This is a genomic window from Moorena sp. SIO3B2 (genome assembly GCF_010692525.1).
GTDB classification, from domain to species: domain Bacteria; phylum Cyanobacteriota; class Cyanobacteriia; order Cyanobacteriales; family Coleofasciculaceae; genus Moorena; species Moorena producens.
The window spans coordinates 1-16,383 of record NZ_JAAHHE010000139.1; the positions used below are offsets into that span (position 1 = coordinate 1).

Genomic DNA, 16,383 nt, shown 5'->3' on the forward strand with positions numbered 1-16,383 from the left:
AACGAGTTGACGAACTGGTTGGGGAAAAAACCGCTGTCTTTAGCTCGATTATTTTAAGCGATCGCACCGGTATTCTAGTCAGTCTTCCCAAGGGCGAAAAGCGACTGGAGTGGATCAATGTTGATAGTCAAACTCTTAGAGAAGAAATCAACCAATTTCGCCGGGGACTGGAACGCAGACGTGATATTAACTATAACCTCAAACCAGCCCAAGAGCTGTATAAAAAGATTATTGCTCCTTTTACCAAGTATTTAAAGTCAGCACAGATAGAAACCCTTGTTTTCATCCAGGATGGCATCTTACGCAGCATCCCAATGGCTGCCCTCCACGACGGTGAAAAATTCTTAGTTGAAACCTATGCTATTGCCACAACCCCCAGTCTTAAGCTGACCAATCCCCAAGCCTTGAACCGTCAAAAACTTCGCGTCTTAGCCTTAGGGTTAACTCAAGAAAGTGAAGTCAACGGACAAGGGTTTTCAGCTTTGACCAATGTTGAAAGCGAACTCAAGGCAGTCGAGACTCAATTTCCAGGTAGCAAAACCCTTTTGAATCAGGATTTTACCCAAGAGCGCTTAGAAGAAGAACTGGCTCAAACCGTTTACCCCATTCTTCACATTGCCACCCACGGTCAATTTAGTGCGATTCGAGAAGACACCTTTCTCGTCACTGGAAATAATGACAAGCTCACCCTCGATGATCTGGAAAACACCATCAGCGGCGTTAGTCGTAAACCCGACTCAGGGGAATTGCTTGCCCTCACAGCTTGCCAAACGGCAGTGGGAGATGACCGTGCTGCTCTGGGTTTGGCTGGCATTGCCGTGCGAGCCGGTGTTAGCAGTGCTTTAGCCTCTCTTTGGTCTGTCAATGATGCCTCTACGGCTCAGTTAGTGACAGAGTTTTATGCCAACTTGCGCCGTCCTGGAGTAAGCAAAGCCGAGGCTTTACGTGCAGCTCAGCGAAAACTGATTGAGGCTGAGGACACAGAGGAGATTAACGACCAATATGCCCACCCCGCCTACTGGGCACCGTTTATCCTGATCGGTAACTGGCTTTAATCCTATGATTGGTGGTGGGGTGGACTCAATTACCGCAGGCTACTGGCTATTTGCCTTAAGTTCTCAATCCGTTCATACTTCTCGTCAGTCAGTGCGGCTGCCTCTAATTCAGCCAGGTTTTCTAGTAGGGTTGAACCCACCTCTCCCAACCTAGATTCGTTAGCCAACTTCAGAGCTTCAGCTAAGGCATCGTACCATAAACTTGCCTTGGCATAGAAATCGGATTTGTTTGAGCCATCGACAAAAGTGCTTTCCAAAGTAGAAGGCATCTCTAGAACCTGAATATCTGCCCTAGCAATTAAATCACTTGATGCGTTATCTGGGTCACATAAGATGGTGACTTGCCAAAGATAAGTGCGACCTACTCTAAGTTCTGGTCTGTCCTCTGGTAGGGTTAATGTCATAACTCCTGGCCAACTCTTCAATGGAATTGCCTCACCCATTAATTTGGGTTTACCGTTTGAGTCATATTCATAGAGCGTGAATTCCATCTTTTTGGTGGTCGAGTCAGGAACAAACCAAGCAAAAGTCGGGCGAGTCGAAGCCGTTTGTCCAACATGACTTAGAGGAACTAGGGCTGTTAGGGGTATCCCTTCACCTTCGCACCCATCTCTGGAGCCTGCTTGTCCTGTATAGTCACTTGGAGGTTTCTGATCGGAAGGGAATTCGTACTCAGCTAGAGCAGCCGGAGTTATGACCAGGGATAACCCTAAAATACAGCTAGTTACTAGTTTAGCTTTGATGCATTTATTAAGGAACCAAAAAATTTGAATCATCATAATGTTGGCTCAGTAGATATTTACTTATCTCAGACCATACTAGGAAAAATAGTGAGTTCACATCGCCTATTCTCACTAACTTGATGACTAGCTCAAGTCATTCTTATTGCTGAAAACTACAAACCCGTTGCTCAAACTACCAAATTCACCACTAAAATTTGCTAAAACTACTTCCATTTAACTTTTAGTAATTCTTTTATTTTTCTCAGAGTAGTAGGGTGCGTTAGGGGCGGAAAGCCTCTGATTTTTCGCCTCGTAGCCAGGGTTGGGATAGTCCGCCCCGTAACGCACCAGCAATTAGCGTTTCTGTAGCGTATATTTCAGAATATAGCACTACGCATTCAGGTTAGGACATTGTCTTGATGCAATAGCGAGTGGGGAGGGGCTGTGTGCGGAACCTGCGTCCGCACCGCTGTTTGCCCCGTGGAAACCCCCGCATGAAGGCGCTGCATCGCTCCTACACTCCGAAACGTAAGTAATTGCTTACTTTTGACTTCTGACTTCTAACTTATGACTTGCGCGTAGCGCTATATCGCTAATTTTTTATTAATCCTAAAACTCCCAAAAAAAAAATTCTAAAAACCCTTGACAAATTTATTTATAATCATTACAATAATCATTAAATGACCACAATAACTTCACTTTTTTATCCATGTCACGAAAATTTCGCCAAAACTTCAAAAAACAACCTGCTCAGCACACCTTGAAAGGGTCTCGTCAAGCAGTAATCTATAGTATGCAAATGCTTTATTCACTAGGCTATGCAGAGATAGCGGAATGGACCCCTCTGGAGCCGACCGACGTTCCCGGGGAAGTGATGACTACAATAACCAAGTATTGGTTGTTGCCGTAACACCTTGTCTTGATGCAGTCGCTCATGGGGGAAACCACGGCAGTTGCTCATGGGGGAAACCCCCAAGACCGCACTGGCTCCCCAAGACCGCGCTGCATCGCTAAACTTCTAGGGGGGAAACCCCCCTAGCAAAGGTCAATCAGATCGAATCACATCAGGTTCGGTTTGGGAACTCAGTGACATAGCGATTTCAAGGAACTTATTGTGGAGTTTAAATAGCCGTGGATATTATTTCTACGGCTATTTTTTTTATTTTTAAGACTTATCGGGAATTTAGAATTTAAAATTTAGAATGTAGGGTGCGTTAGGGGCGGGCTTGCCCTCATTTTTAACTTCGAGCGCCAGTATTGGAATAGCCCGCACCGTAACGCACCACCAAGTAGAAGTTAGAAGTTAGAAGTTAGAAGTTAGAAGTTAGAAGTTAGAAGTTAGAAGTTAGAAGTTAGAAGTTAGAAGTTAGAATTTAGAATTTAGAATTTAGAATTTAGAATGTAGGGTGCGTTAGGGGCGGGCTTGCCCTCATTTTTAACTTCGAGCGCCAGTATTGGAATAGCCCGCACCGTAACGCACCACCAAGTAGAAGTTAGAAGTTAGAAGTTAGAAGTTAGAAGTTAGAATTAGGAATCGGGAATTGGGCTCTCCATGAGCGACTGCATCAAGACATGAGAAAAGTTCCTCTGGTCAGGAAAATTTACAGAGACTTTAGATTTATTTAGTTTGAGCCGATGGTGCGTTACGGTGTGGGCTATTTCAACGCTGGCAAAGAGGCGGAAAATCAGGGCAATCCCACCCCTAACGCACCCTACGCAACTATTTTAGAATTTTTTGGGATATTTAAAAACTTTCAAAAAAAGAGTTTTCAAGCCATAGCTAACTTTAGCAAGACTCCAGTTACGACCTGCTAGAGGCCAGGTTAACTCGCACAGAGTTCCGTGGGGAGAAATGGGCTCTCGCTTAAATGTTCCTCCTAGTTGTTTCGCCAAAGCTTTAGCTTGCTGTGTTCCTCGGTTTTCAGAAGATGAACAGATGCCAGAGCCATTATCTTTAACACTCAGAGTGTACCAGTCATTATCTAGCTTACCAGTCGCACTAATACGAGTTACTCCTTTAGCATGTTTCCCGACATTGTACAAAGCTTCTTCCAGAAACTGGCAGAGTTCTCGATTTTGCTCAATAGTTAAATATTGTTCCGGGATCTCCTCAAATTTAAGGGCTTTAACCTTAAGGGTATTAAAATGAGGAAGATGCCGTTCCAGCGTATCTCTACAGACTTCATAGAACAGCTTACTTATTGGATGCTTCAATGACAGTTTTAGGTTACTTCCTAGACGGATAGTTTCTTCTTGAGTCAGAGTTTCTTGTTTGAGGTAGTCTGCAATTTCCCATATGTCATCCTTGATAGTTTTAAGTTTCAACAGTAATTCATCTTCTGGCAAATCCTGGTTTTGAATGCGCGTAATAATGTACGCTAGTGTTTGCATTGGGCCATTATGAATGATATTAAATGTTTCATCAATAGTCCGTTGGCGCACATTGATCTGAGACCTCAAAGCCTGGTCATAGTGATAGAAAGCAGGAAATAGTAAACTATTTATGACTAAAATTAACAACGCTGGTGCTACTGGAATCCACCAGCCCCAAACTAGGAACACATAACCAACTCCAACTAGTCCAAAGCTGGCAACCCCAACACCAAACAGATTTTTAAAAGGGGATTGAGTCAGCCGAGCAAGACCAATGGCGAGAAAACCCCAACCTAAAATCCATAGATATTCCCAAGGATCTGACCAAGTTCTTAAAAGCGATCGCTGATCCAGAACGGCACTGAGAATTTGACTAGTAGCATGGGCATGAAATTCCACCCCATAGATTTCGCCAGGAGGGTTCAAACCCTTGATGGCAGTGGTATTGACAGTGTCTTTAATGCTGGGAGTAGTGACTCCAACAATCACAATGCGATCGCGAATCCAACTGGGATTAAAATTCTCGGTTTTGATATCCTTAAGTGATAGAATGCGAAACCGTTCTCGACCACTCCGAAAATTGAGCAGCACCTGAACTCCACCCGCATCAGTTCCGACATAGCCACCAGAATTGGGCAAAAAACGAGGTAGCTCCGTTGAACCAAACATCATCCCATCAGGATTTTTAATGCCATTTTCGAGAGAAATGCCTTCAACCGTTAAATAAGTTTTTGCCAGACTCAGAGATAAAGAGAACTTGCCCCCTTCAGGAGTAGGAGTCCCTAGAAGACTGCGCCGGACGTTGCCATCCCCATCGAAAAGAACATCTGAGAAACCAACCCGTTCCGGGGGAAATCCCGGTGGTGGCTTAATTTTAGTTGGTAATACTTTTTCAATGGCAATGAGAGTCTTGATCTCCTCAAAGGTTTCAACCAGTTGCTCGTGACCTGGCTCAACTGGTAGATCCCGAACAATATCAAGACCAATTGCTCTAGGTTTGTAGGTTTGCAATCTCCGCAGCAGCCTTGCAATGTCTTGATCCGGTATGGGATAGGTTCCTACATCCTGGATATCCTCTTCATCAATTCCAACAATAACAACCCGTTCATCCATAGGTTCATAAGGACGCAAACGCAGAAAAGTATCGAGGGTTATCCACTCACTAAATTGAAGGTATCCATTGAGACGGGCTAACATTACCAGTCCAATCACTGCAATTCCTGGCAATTCTCCTCCACGCCAGGTGCCAATTTTGTTTCTTATTTTTGGCCAAATACTTCCCAACAACAGGTTTTTTCCTTGCTTAATTTATCAATCAATAAACCCTTCTTCTCTGGCTCGCATCTCGGTTTGAATTCGGAGATTCTTCCCACCTTCAGGATAAACACCCAGAACGTCTCGAATTTTCGTCCAGTAGTGAACCACAGTTCGTTCACTTTTATGCATACGCCCAGCAATTGCCTTATCTTGCAATTCCTCATGAAATGCTAGGGTGAGTAACTCCAGCCACTCTGGCTTAACTTCTCCTTTGAGCATATTTAGATCTTTTGTATGGGTTAATCCCTGCAATGCCCAGTCAACTCTGGTTAACATAACCTGACCGGAGAAACCCTTATCTACCAAGGTGAAACCCCCGTTGTGCTCGTCAATCTCATCCTTAATCCGCACCAGGGCTTTGAGGTAAGTGCTTAACACCACAAGATTGAGGTTGGGATACTGCTTCATCACTATCTGCAAGAGTTTAATACCCGTCTCGATTTTAGCTGTATTCTCAGAAGCTTCTGGAATGGAAAGATCGACAATAACAAGGTCAAGCTGAAATCGTTCCAGTTGTTCCAGAGCGCTCTGGAACGTTTGAGCTGTTAGGATTTCCGCTTCTGGATACTTCCGTCGTAGGGTGTCGATTATTCCACCCAGCATCAATTCGTGGTCATCAACCACAAGCAGCTTCCGTTTCCTTGACTTTGGTAAATCTTGGGTCATCATCAATTCCCTCTATGTTTGCTATTCACTATTGGAACCTATCGTTGCAATTTAGCCAACGAGGTTTTAAGACAGCCAAGTTTTTCCTGTCATGGGTCTTACAGCCGTTTTCATATGAATTGACCTCACTAGCTTTAGCTGCAAGCCCCCTAAATCCCCCAATTCTGGGGGACTTTAACTCAATTTCCCCCCTCCGGTGCGCTTTCCGTTGGCGAATTAAATTCGCCACGGGTCGCACCGCAAAGTTGGGGGGCTAGGGGGGCGAAACTTGCTGTAAGTATAACCACCGCTCGCTGAACTTTTAGCTTAAAAAGACACAGATAGATAAAGCAATGCCCTTGTCTACCAAGTTGATTGCTGGTTTAAGACAAGAACTGGGTAGAATTCGGTCAGTAGGATTGCTGAAAACTACATACTGCTGCTCAAAGCTTCGCCAACTATTTCTAAACCTCTAGTCACCAAAGCTGCTGTGATGCTGATCTGATGGTGGTCTTGAGAGGATTACATATAGATGGTTAGAGGAATGCGATCGCGTAGCGTGACCTGCATGTCAATCGCTTTTAGCGTGACCAAAGGTCAATCGCGTAGCGTGACCATTCGCGTAGCGTGGCCCAAAGGCCAAGGTCAATCGCAAAAATAAACCCCTAATAAACATGGGATAATCATTCAGCTATCAGCATTGAGCTAATGCGCTACGCCCACGGCTGACGGCTGACGGCTGACATATCAATCAACGCCAAATCTTAATGTTGCCCTTTCCGCCTCCACTGACTAGGATTTGTCCATCAGGGCTAAAAGTAACCGGATAACAACCATTCAGATTTCGCAGTAGCTCCCCAGTCCGTAGGCTCCAAAGTTTAACCTCGTTTATACTCGCACTAACTACTGTTTCTCCATCAGGGCTAATGGCAATAGAAAGCACCGCTGTTGAATGTCCAGTTAGAGAAAAGATTGGTTTTTCAGTGTGGAGATTCCACAGTCTGACGGTTTTGTCAGCGCTGCCGCTAGCGATAGTCTGACCATCAGGACTGATCGCAATGGAAGTTACCCAGCCTGTATGTCCCGTAAGAATAGAGCGCTGTTGATACCTGCGTCTGTTCCACAGTCTGATGGTTTTGTCATTACTAGCACTAGCGATAGTCTGACCATCGGGAGTAATAGCAACACAATTAACCATGTTTGAATGATCAGTTATTGTGTGGATTAGTTTTCTTTTGACACTCCCCACGGCTAGAAGCCGGGGGATTCTTGGTTCACAGACCCGTCTTGCTCAACCAGGTCGGAACCAGGAAGAGTAGAGGACAGGTCTCCCCAAGCGTTGATTAAAGTTCCCGTGTGCCCCACGGTACTCAAGGCTCTAGTTAAAATGTTTCTGGCGGCGTTGTGGTCTCGATCTAATTGACATCCACATTCGCAGACATGGGTTCTAGTCGATAGCGACTTCTTAACCACTTCACCACAGTTAGAACAATTCTGGCTTGTATAAGCTGGATTTACTGCAACAGTTATCCGCCCAAACTTTTGACCAAAATATTCCAGCCATTCCCGGAACTGATACCAACCTGCGTCGTTAATAGACTTGGCAAGACAATGGTTTTTAACCAGATTTTTAATCCTCAAATCTTCATAGGCGACCAGATCGTTAGACCGGATTACGCAACGTGCCGGAGACGAAACCTTAGATAGTGGAGCCTTTATGGGTGTTCGGCTTTGCATAAAAGGGTTAAATCTTTTGTAATAAGGCTCCACTATCTTACGGTAACTTCTAACCAGTCTCTTGGCATGTTCTTCACGTTGTCTACTTATTTTGAGGTGTGTCCTACCTAGTTTATTAATCGCTTTCTTTCTGTTAGTTGAGCCTTTATTTTTCCGAGAAACTCGACGCTGATAAAACTTTAAGCGCTTCTCGCCTTTTCTGTAGAATCTAGGGTTGGGTTCAGAGTATCCATCAGAGTCGGTATAAAACTCTTTTAGCCCTACATCTAACCCGACGGTAAAGCCAGTGGCCTCTAGTTGCTCTGAGTTATCTAGTTTTACACAAAACTGAACATAATAACCATCAGATCTCTGAACAATGCGAACCCGTTTAATCAGCTTCTGGTCGAAACGCCATAAGTCCCAGGTGCCCTTAAGCTTGACCTTACCGATCCCTTTTTTGTCTGTGAAATTGATAGATTTTTTATCTGGCGACAACTTCCACCCAGATTGCTTGTACTCAACAGACCGGGAATGCTTTTTGAATTTGGGATAGCCTTTCTTGCCGGTAACCTTTTTTTTACAATTATCAAAAAATCTTTTGATAGCCCGCTCTACGTTTTCAACCGATGCTTGACAGGCGTGACTATTAAGCTCTTTGACAAACTTGAATTCGTCCCTTAACTGGGTGTTGTAACGGTATAGTTCTTTTTTGCAAATTCCGCGATTGTCCATCCAAAAACGCAGCACTTTGTTTCGGACAAACTTAGCTGTCCTTATAGCTTCATTTATAGCCACTTTTTGGGGTTCTTTTAGAATAGCTTTGAACTCCATTACTAACACCTTTGATCACCTCCTTAGTTTGTTGGATTTACTTATTATTATAGTCGATGTCTTTTGAGGGAATAAATTCCCTCAAAAGACGAAACCTTAGAATAGTGGAGCCTTAATCAATAAGTTTTAACTTTTCTATGCATAGCCTGTCGCCTATAAAGGCTCCACTATTCTTACGGTAACTTTAAAAGGCTAACCCCATGAATAGAATTCAGGGGCTTGCGCCCTTAGATTTTTTCGGTCAAGCTATCCCAAACTGCGATGGTCTCATCACCACTAGCACTGATCAGGATTTTACCATTTGAGCTAAAAGCAAGATCTGAAACCACGGCTCCATGACTGAAAGGAGAATTTGGTTTATTGAAGATGCCAGATAACGTTTTTGTCTGTAAGTTCCAACTGGTAATCACGTTATCAAAGCCACCAGCAATCAGCATCTGTCCGTTGGGGCTAATGTTGACTGCCTGAACTTCTCCTCCTTGTCCGAAGAAAGTGTAAATGCATTTTCCTGTTGTTAAATCCCATAGTTTTACAGTTCTATCATCACCTGCACTGGCAAGAATTTGACTATTAGGACTGATGGCAACGGAATTAACGTTTGCTATATGTCCTTTGAGAATAGTATTACATTTCCAATCTTGATGTGATTTAACAGTTATTAATTTATTAAGCTTGGCTTTAACCGCTTGTAATTCTTTCTCAACGTCTAGATTCTTAAACCTTTGTTTCGATGAAAGCTCAGCATTGCTTACTTTTTCTGTTGGTTTAGACTGATTTTCCCCCAAAAGGTTTGCTTTAAGCGCTTGTAATTCGTCCTCAACTTCTAGATCACTAAACTTTTGTTTCAAGGCTATGTCAGCTAAGATTGGATCTAGCTCCATCATTGCCTGGTTATAGGCTTCCTGGTAAGAGATTGCTGCTTCCATTCGGTCAAAAGTTTCAGTAACAGGTTCTTTGCTCTCATGCTCAGAGAACATTTTTGCTAAGCCATAAACACCGAGTCCAACGACTCCACCAGCAGCAGCCATCGAAGACATATTAACCCCGATAGTTTTCCCCCCAAAACTCAATCCCATACCACCTACTGTGGCAGAGATACCAGCCCCTGTAACCGCTCCCAGTGCCACTGCCCCAATGGCAATAAGATCCCCTTCCCGTATCGCCCTAACAGCGCCATAAGCAGCAACCCCAGTTATTGCTCCTAGACCTGTCATCGTGGTCGGACCAATGCCCACGCCACCAAACCCCCCGACTAATCCCACACCGCCAATAGTAGAAGATAGATTAGCTCCCGCTGCTGCGACCGCTAGGGTGAACAATACACTCTGTTGCTTGGTCATGACTACTTCGTAAATAGGCTTACAGTTATAGAGTTCCCAAAAAGGCGATTGACCGTAGGCCACGCTAGGCGATTGACCGTAGGTCACGCTATGCTCCGGAAGCGAAGCTTCCGCGCTTATGCGATCGCACTAAGTTCTGGATAGGGTGCATCTCCTAAAAGCTGTTTGACCTGATGGTGCGTTACGGTGCGGGCTGTTTCAACCAGGGGCGAAGAGGGGGAAAATCATGGCTCGCCCGCCCCTAACGCACCCTACACCTTCAACCTTCAACCTTCTGATGGTGCGTTACGGTGCGGGCTGTTTCAACCAGGGGCGAAGAGGCGAAAAATCATGGCTCGCCCGCCCCTAACGCACCCTACCCCTTCAACCAAATAACCTTCAACCAAATAACCTTCAACCTTCAACCTAATAAACCTTCAACCTAATAAACCTTCTAAACCTTCAACCTAAACACTTCACCCAAGCCTCCCTGACCTCAGGTGAACCATACCAAATCCCCTTCCTCCTAGGAGAATGTAGCACTTCATCAATAGTAATATTAGTCGCTCCAGCCAAATGAGCAGCAGGAATCGGAGTAATCCCATCTCCCCAGCAATTCCCTTCTCCACACGTGAGCTTGTAACTGTTGTAAGCCAACCAGCTGCCTAAACGTCGCTTACCATAAATTGCCTTACCAGCGACACAAATATAATTGACATCTTGGTGAAACGCCCCTGGATAGTTATCATTCACAAAATCAAGATTGCGTTTAGTCCAACGTTCCTGACTCATATGAGGTGTACCCAGAGTCACTAAAGTAGAGATATAGGAATGAGCATTCCATAACCCTACCGAGTCATCACTAACATCTCCATGAATCGTGTAAGGCTTTTCCCCTAGATATATCCTGGCAATCCAACCACCAGCAGAGTGACCGATTAAATTAATCTGTGACGTGTTATGCTTCTCCAACTGCTGTTTAACAGCTTGGTCGATTTTTCGCAAAATTGGCACCACAGAGCGACCACCGAGGGTAGGAAACCAATCCTGTTGGCGTATTGGTACAGTAGTTGCGGCAATCCCTAGCTGTTGTAGTGATTGTTCTAAATCACGGTATTCACTAGCGCTAGCAAAATAGCCCGGTAAAATAACAGTTGGTAATGGCATCGGTGGTAATTTTAAATTTTATAGATAATTTTAAACTTTTGTGAAACTAGGTACACTTTATGGTATAAGTGTCGGACCTGGGGATCCTGACCTGATCACCCTCAAAGCACTACGTATATTGAAACAGGCACCAGTAGTAGCCTTTCCTACTGGAGTCCGTGGAAAACCAGGAATGGCTCAACAGATTGTCGCTCAATGGTTGGAGAATCATCAGGTGCAGTTACCCTTGACATTTCCATATGTGCAGGATACCGCTATCTTGACCCAAGCATGGCAACTTGCTGCTGAGCAAGTCTGGAATTATCTAGGATTAGGGCAAGACGTAGCATTTGTGTGCGAAGGAGATGTGAGTTTTTACAGCACATTTACCTATTTGGCACAGAGGCTACAGCAGTTACATCCTGAAAGCCTGATTCAAACTGTACCAGGGGTATCTTCCCCCATGGCTACAGCATCTGTTTTGGGATTACCCTTGACCATTCGTGATCAGCGCCTGGTGGTGCTACCAGCTCTCTATAATGTGGAGGAACTGGAAAAGGTTTTGGCTTGGGCAGATGTAGTAGTCCTGCTCAAAGTCAGTTCAGTTTATCAGCAGGTGTGGCAAGTGCTGCATCGACATCAGTTGTTGGAAAATGCCTATGTGGTAGAACGAGCAACTCTACCGGAGCAGGTGATTTATCGTAATTTATGCGATCGCCCTAATCTGGCATTACCCTATTTTTCTCTGCTAATTGTTAAGGTGAACCAATAGATAGCAAACCAAGAGATAACAATGTTTCAGCCATCGATGTAGTTGTCAAAATAGTTGTTATAGCTAGCCCGAGCACGATCACTCACTCTTATTTGCCAAGACTGAATTGAATAAGCATCTCCTCAGCCGAGAGCTTATTAGCAACCATGGAAATACGTCAACAATAACTGCCATGTCCGATGCTTCTTTAATTAAAAACATCCCAGAAATGCTGAGTCACCCCCTAGTGATTTCTGTTACCGCCTCTCTGGGGGTTCATATGCTAATCGTACCGATCTTAGGTGATTTGTTGAAGAATCAAAAGCCTAAGGAAGACTCAATGGTGCAAGTGTTGGAGTTAAGCCCTCAACAACTGAGCCGTGTTCCCAAGTCTGCTGCACCACCACTGACCCTGCCAGCTCTACCGAATGCCAAAACTCCGACCAAGCCCTCCATCCCTTCGTTATTTAATCCTTTCCCACCCCCTCCACCACCGCTACCTTCAATACCTGCTCTAAAGCCCCTGAAAATTCCCAAATCCCCACCTCTGAGATCCCTACCGATAAAACCCTTACCCTCAATTGGTAAGTATCCTTTACCACTGCTAAACCGCAAAAGACCGATTATCACCAGAGGGTCTTTCCCGATCCAGCAGCTACCACCAAAACCCAGGACACCACTACCAGCCCCACCACCGCGACCTAACTTCACATTCGATACAGAGTCTTTGAATCCAGGTTCCTTCCAGACAGGTTCCTTGCCAGTATTTGGGAATTCTACCAACCAGATTCCTGACCGATCAGAGTTTCCTAACCAACAGCCACCAGTATCCGTTACTCCACCTCCTCCGCCACCACAATTTTCGATCACCCCTCCTCCTTCTGAGCCTACTAAACCAGCACCCCCTAGTGCTGTTGCGATCGCACGACAACGTCAGAACAATTTAGTAGCTCAAGTGCGGATGCGGCGGAAGCAACTGAAAAAAGATGTAAGCAATACCAGTGATGAGGAAGCTAGGAAAAACCTGGTAGAATGGATGGCTTTGGTAAAGGATACCTTACCCAAAAAGGAAGTCATACCAGCAGCAATTACAGTGAGTGGTACTTATCCCAAAGACGCTTGTATTAAGAAACTAGAAGGCACAACAGTCTTCGGAATTTTAGTAGGTGCTAATGGTGAAGTGACTAATGCACAGCTGATTCAGAGTGCAGGGTACGGCATTTTAAATCAGCAGGCACTGGAAGATATTCAGTTCCGAAAGTTTAACAACAAAACTGGTGCAACAAAACCCTACCAGGTCAAGGTAGCCTTTGACTATGATCAAGGCAACTGTCCTAGTCTATCGGTTTTCCAAGAAACTGCTAACCAGCCAGTTCCAGCAAAGCCAAATACTGTTAGTGGGGAAAACGCTGCTGTCAACAATCCAGTAATAGTAGTTCCTAAGCCAGAAACCCCTAGCAATAACTCTGCTAATAATAACTCTACCGATAACAATACCGATAACAATAGGACAGTATCAGTTCCAGTAAAACCGAATACTGCTACAAATACTGCTAGGGAAAATTCGAGCACTAAACCCAGAACCATATCAGTGCCAGTGCGGGACAATACCTCTAGTCAAGACTCGACTCCTAAACCCAGGAGAGTTTCAGTACCAGTGCGGGACAATACCTCTACTCAGGAAAATACTCCTAAACCCAGGAGAGTGTCAGTACCAGTGCGGGACAATACCTCTACTCAGGAAAATACTCCTAAACCTAGAGCAGTACCTGTACAGGAAAATACTCCTAAACCTAGAGCAGTGCCTGTACAGCAAAATACTCCTAGTCAGGAAAATACTCCTAAACCCAGGAGGGTGTTAGTACCAGTGCGGGACAATACTCCTAGTCAGGAAAATACTGCTCAGGAAAATACTACCAACACTACAGCTGTGCCAGTGAAGCCAGCTCAAGGGACTGGAAACCCAGGGAAAGAATCCGTTCCAGCAGCAGCCACTGAAGAGCAAAACTCACAAGAGGATAAAGCGTGCAAGTTCAAATCTAGATCAGCTCGCAGGCGCAACAGAATAGATTCCTTTACAACACCATCGTCCAGGTCATGTAAATAGGAGCTTTCTATTAGTTAAAGCCTGGGTTGTTGGTCTATGGAGCATTAACATTATTTTAGAATTAAGAATTAAGAATTTAGAATTTAGAATTCTATAATTTAGAATTTAGAATTTAGAATTTAGAATTTGGAATTTTACATTCTGCATTCTTCATTCTGCATTCTGCATTCTTCATTCTTCATTCTGCATTCTACATTCTACATTCTACATTCTGCATTCTGCATTCTGCATTCTGCATTCTGCATTCTGCATTCTGCATTCTGACAGACAACCTTGGCCAAAAGGCCACGCTACGCGAAGAACCCGATTAGCGACTGGCAGGAAAACTGCCACCGATGAAGTGGACATCACTGAAGGTTTCAATCCATAGACGAGCGCCACAAGGCAGTGGGTTATCTGGCTGATAGGTAATTCGACTTGACACTCCCACCGCTAAATCGTAGATTATAGCGGGAGATTCTTAAGAGCAAAAAACCCTTAACGGCTGAGCCAAGCAGCCTCTAAACCCTCCGATAAAATCATCAGGCTTACTTGTGTGTTTGCGAATTATATTCAGTGCTCCGTTGCAATCAGCGTTGATTAACCAACCTTTACTGGTCCGGTACAATCCACGCTTTACTCTTTTCCCGCTGAATGTATAACTCTTCGGTTTATCAGCGTTCCAGACGGGTAATTCATCCTTATCTAAGCTAGACGCTTTACTAGTGTAGGATTCTTCCTGTTCAACTAATTCAATCCCGTACCGTTGACAGAGGCTTCCCAGCTTGTCCTTAAATGTATAAATCGGAATCTGGGTGAATTTTTGATTGTTTCGCTTGCCCATATTGACCCTTTGTTTTAGGTCAGGGTTGTACCCGATAACAATCTTGCTGACATTGTTTTCCCTGCACCAATTCACGACATATCTAGCCGCTTTGTTAGTAAAATCCCTGATTTTGTGATTTCGCTTCCTTAACAATCTGGCTTGTCGATTGGTTAAGGCTTTGATGCCTTGTAAGTCTTTAATAGATTGAAGTAATGCATTGCGCTTATTGTAAAATTGATTGTCAGACTTAATTTTTTTTCCGTCAATAATAAATGAATTATGAGTGGTACTAACACATGTGGCAAAATTATCAAGACCTAAGTCAATGCCCAAAATTTCACTGTTTTTATCTATTTTTGTCTCGGGTTTATCCTCATAGCAATAACAAACATCGAAATATCTGGCTTTATATTTAGGTACTATACGTATTTCTTTGACAGTCTTAGATCTTAATCTCTCTGGTACAGTAAACTGAACTACCCCGTACTCCTTTCTAAATTGACGAGACATAGGAACGGTAAACAACCAGTTTTTTCCGGGGAGTTTCTCCCAGTCACGTTTTCTCATTGGGATAACCAAAAGGAAATGCCCATCCTTGGGAAGATAATTTGGAATCTTGACCTTTTCCTGATACCCGACCTTAGATTTAAGCTTGATCAAGCCAAAGAAAGATTTGAATGATCTATCGACAATTTTTAGGGTTTGTTGAGCAATATCCGTCGGCAGTAATTTGTAGTTATCATTATCTTTAGAGTGGTAATAATTACTCTCATATCGTAGATGTTTGCGTTCCTGAAAGAAATACTGACGGACATTGTATAAACCTACGTTGAACATGTTCTTGCTCAAATGACACATTTGCCTGAGAGCCAAGATTTGCCGCCTGTCTAAACGAAGATTGTTAACTTGAGTTAGCATCAACATTTCCGCTAGCAATATTAATATTATAGCGGAATATATAAAAAAGCGCAAGAGTTTCAGTCTCCAATTCCTCGGAGACGAAACCTTAGAATAGTGGAGCCTTTATAGGCGAGCTGGCGGTTGCATTGAAGGGTTAAAACTCATGAAATAAGGCTCCACTATTCTTACGGTAACTTCTAACCCGCTAACCCTTCAGGTATAACGGGAGTCCCCAAGGAGATTGAATGATGGAAAAATTGTTGTAAATTGACCTTAGGTGTTCTATGGGTCGGACTTGAGGCAAGTTTGATATAGCGATCGCTTTTAGCGGAAGCTTCGGCTTTGCCGAAAGCGTGACCATTCGCGTAGCGTGGCCTTTTGGCCAAGGTCAATCGCATACCCTGTGCCTTCCAAACACCCATTCTGCTGACTCAGTCATCGGGAAACTGCCAGCAAGAGATACGTTCTACATCATTACTACTACACTGGCGACAAGTTTTATCAACAGAGTAATCTACCCATTGATAGCCACAAGTCCGACAGTGGCAAAAAATGTTGTTGTGGTTAGCGATTTCGATTTTTCTGCGCCATTGGTTAATTTCAGAGGTGTCTGGCTTGGGGGTAGGTTCCGACATTAAATTTACTATGATTTACAATCCCATACCAGTAAATCATCTAAGGTAAGCATTCAGC

General features: G+C 44.0%; 15 protein-coding genes and 1 pseudogene. 4 read left to right on the plus strand and 12 right to left on the minus strand.

Translation table 11 applies throughout. The annotated features are described in order from the left end of the window. On the plus strand, window positions 1–1,055 hold a 1,055-nt coding region (locus F6K38_RS23565), incomplete at its 5' end, for a CHAT domain-containing protein (RefSeq protein WP_287357579.1). 29 nt (window positions 1,056–1,084) lie between these two features. On the opposite strand, the gene F6K38_RS23570 is transcribed toward F6K38_RS23565, so the two are convergent. After that, window positions 1,085–1,834: a DUF928 domain-containing protein gene (locus tag F6K38_RS23570; RefSeq protein WP_008189805.1), complete on the minus strand. Its 750-nt coding sequence runs from the start codon at window positions 1,832–1,834 to the stop codon at window positions 1,085–1,087. A gap of 652 nt (window positions 1,835–2,486) precedes the next feature. Here F6K38_RS23570 and F6K38_RS23575 point away from each other — a divergent pair. After that, complete coding sequence (locus tag F6K38_RS23575) at window positions 2,487–2,687, plus strand: hypothetical protein (protein WP_083373530.1); 201 nt, start codon at window positions 2,487–2,489, stop codon at window positions 2,685–2,687. 815 nt (window positions 2,688–3,502) lie between these two features. Here F6K38_RS23575 and F6K38_RS23580 read toward each other — a convergent pair. The 7 genes from F6K38_RS23580 to F6K38_RS23610 form a co-directional block, all read right to left on the minus strand. Next, complete coding sequence (locus F6K38_RS23580) at window positions 3,503–5,437, minus strand: sensor histidine kinase (protein ID WP_287357581.1); 1,935 nt, start codon at window positions 5,435–5,437, stop codon at window positions 3,503–3,505. Between the two features lie 24 nt (window positions 5,438–5,461). Further along, window positions 5,462–6,133, minus strand: a complete 672-nt coding sequence (locus F6K38_RS23585) for a response regulator transcription factor (RefSeq protein WP_008189813.1) — start codon at window positions 6,131–6,133, stop codon at window positions 5,462–5,464. Between the two features lie 28 nt (window positions 6,134–6,161). Then, on the minus strand, window positions 6,162–6,362 hold the full coding sequence (locus tag F6K38_RS23590; RefSeq protein ID WP_287263171.1) for a hypothetical protein: 201 nt from the start codon (window positions 6,360–6,362) through the stop codon (window positions 6,162–6,164). Between the two features lie 501 nt (window positions 6,363–6,863). Next, window positions 6,864–7,361 carry a WD40 repeat domain-containing protein gene (locus tag F6K38_RS23595; protein ID WP_071986963.1) on the minus strand — a complete coding sequence of 166 codons (498 nt, stop codon included), beginning with the start codon at window positions 7,359–7,361 and terminating at the stop codon, window positions 6,864–6,866. A 2-nt stretch (window positions 7,362–7,363) separates the two neighbouring features. Beyond that, window positions 7,364–8,662: an RNA-guided endonuclease InsQ/TnpB family protein gene (locus F6K38_RS23600; protein WP_008189818.1), complete on the minus strand. Its 1,299-nt coding sequence runs from the start codon at window positions 8,660–8,662 to the stop codon at window positions 7,364–7,366. Window positions 8,663–8,889: 227 nt separating this feature from the next. Then, entirely contained in the window at window positions 8,890–10,089 is a 1,200-nt protein-coding gene (locus F6K38_RS23605; protein ID WP_131826860.1) for a hypothetical protein, read from the minus strand. 354 nt (window positions 10,090–10,443) lie between these two features. Beyond that, a complete protein-coding gene (locus F6K38_RS23610; RefSeq protein ID WP_008189821.1) occupies window positions 10,444–11,148 on the minus strand; it encodes an esterase/lipase family protein in 705 nt (234 codons plus the stop codon). 40 nt (window positions 11,149–11,188) lie between these two features. On the opposite strand from F6K38_RS23610, the gene F6K38_RS23615 reads away from it, so the two are divergent. Both F6K38_RS23615 and F6K38_RS23620 read left to right on the plus strand, forming a co-directional pair. Then, window positions 11,189–11,899, plus strand: coding sequence for a precorrin-2 C(20)-methyltransferase (locus tag F6K38_RS23615; protein ID WP_287357582.1), 711 nt, complete (start codon window positions 11,189–11,191; stop codon window positions 11,897–11,899). A gap of 172 nt (window positions 11,900–12,071) precedes the next feature. After that, on the plus strand, window positions 12,072–13,985 hold the full coding sequence (locus F6K38_RS23620) for a TonB family protein (RefSeq protein WP_287357583.1): 1,914 nt from the start codon (window positions 12,072–12,074) through the stop codon (window positions 13,983–13,985). Window positions 13,986–14,292: 307 nt separating this feature from the next. Here F6K38_RS23620 and F6K38_RS23625 read toward each other — a convergent pair. The 4 genes and pseudogenes from F6K38_RS23625 to F6K38_RS23640 all read right to left on the minus strand — a co-directional run. Beyond that, window positions 14,293–14,400 (minus strand): annotated as a pseudogene (locus F6K38_RS23625) (DNA-binding protein); the annotation flags it as partial. A gap of 45 nt (window positions 14,401–14,445) precedes the next feature. Further along, window positions 14,446–15,711 (minus strand): RNA-guided endonuclease InsQ/TnpB family protein, encoded by a 1,266-nt coding sequence (locus tag F6K38_RS23630; RefSeq protein ID WP_502709591.1) that lies wholly within the window; start codon window positions 15,709–15,711, stop codon window positions 14,446–14,448. 176 nt (window positions 15,712–15,887) lie between these two features. Continuing rightward, window positions 15,888–16,112, minus strand: coding sequence for a hypothetical protein (locus tag F6K38_RS23635; RefSeq protein ID WP_287357587.1), 225 nt, complete (start codon window positions 16,110–16,112; stop codon window positions 15,888–15,890). 9 nt (window positions 16,113–16,121) lie between these two features. Continuing rightward, window positions 16,122–16,325, minus strand: coding sequence for a hypothetical protein (locus tag F6K38_RS23640; RefSeq protein ID WP_287357589.1), 204 nt, complete (start codon window positions 16,323–16,325; stop codon window positions 16,122–16,124). Between the last annotated feature and the right edge of the window lie 58 nt (window positions 16,326–16,383).

What these genes read in the sequence shown, in the direction of transcription:
- F6K38_RS23585 (WP_008189813.1), bottom strand. Translation starts at nt 6,133, where the DNA reads ATGACCCAAGATTTACCAAAGTCAAGGAAACGGAAGCTGCTTGTGGTT.
- F6K38_RS23640 (WP_287357589.1), bottom strand. Translation starts at nt 16,325, where the DNA reads ATGTCGGAACCTACCCCCAAGCCAGACACCTCTGAAATTAACCAATGG.
- F6K38_RS23610 (WP_008189821.1), bottom strand. Translation starts at nt 11,148, where the DNA reads ATGCCATTACCAACTGTTATTTTACCGGGCTATTTTGCTAGCGCTAGT.
- F6K38_RS23635 (WP_287357587.1), bottom strand. Translation starts at nt 16,112, where the DNA reads ATGGGTGTTTGGAAGGCACAGGGTATGCGATTGACCTTGGCCAAAAGG.
- F6K38_RS23575 (WP_083373530.1), top strand. Translation starts at nt 2,487, where the DNA reads ATGTCACGAAAATTTCGCCAAAACTTCAAAAAACAACCTGCTCAGCAC.
- F6K38_RS23620 (WP_287357583.1), top strand. Translation starts at nt 12,072, where the DNA reads ATGTCCGATGCTTCTTTAATTAAAAACATCCCAGAAATGCTGAGTCAC.
- F6K38_RS23570 (WP_008189805.1), bottom strand. Translation starts at nt 1,834, where the DNA reads ATGATGATTCAAATTTTTTGGTTCCTTAATAAATGCATCAAAGCTAAA.
- F6K38_RS23600 (WP_008189818.1), bottom strand. Translation starts at nt 8,662, where the DNA reads ATGGAGTTCAAAGCTATTCTAAAAGAACCCCAAAAAGTGGCTATAAAT.